The sequence below is a fragment of the Bacillus sp. 05T31 genome (assembly GCF_056396725.1).
This window is the reverse complement of record NZ_JBFTMA010001404.1, coordinates 1-437: the sequence shown is the minus strand read 5'-3', so window position 1 is coordinate 437 and position 437 is coordinate 1. Positions and strand designations below refer to the sequence as shown.

The 437-nt window shown below is 38.4% G+C and carries 1 protein-coding gene; it reads left to right on the top strand.

Annotated elements, in window-relative coordinates:
- On the top strand, positions 1–437 hold a 437-nt coding region (locus AC1DJR_RS33535), incomplete at both ends, for a lysostaphin resistance A-like protein (protein ID WP_477004626.1).

Below are 437 nucleotides of genomic sequence, written 5' to 3'. Positions count from 1 at the left end.
ATAGATGGTATCGTTTTACACCACTTATTGTCATTATAATCTGGGGTTACTTCAACTTCTTTTCTGCATTCTCTACACCATTTGTTTCAGCGAGAATGGAACCCACGGTTTTAATCTTAATTTTACTCGTAGGGTTTCTTATAAATAGTGTACTTGAAGAGCTTTTTTATAGGGTTTGGTTGCAAACACGTTTGGAATTATTACTAGGTATTTGGCCGGCTATTCTTCTTACTTCATTGTTATGGGCGAGCTGGCATATCGCATTACACGGCTCTGGTCATTGGGATGTTGATACAGCTACGGTCATTGCAAACCATGGTATCGTAGGTCTATTCCTAGGATGTTTGTGGGCACGTTATCGCAAGGTATGGGCAATTATTATTGTCCATGGACTAATTAATGCACATCCACAACAACTAATTGAGATTATATTCAAG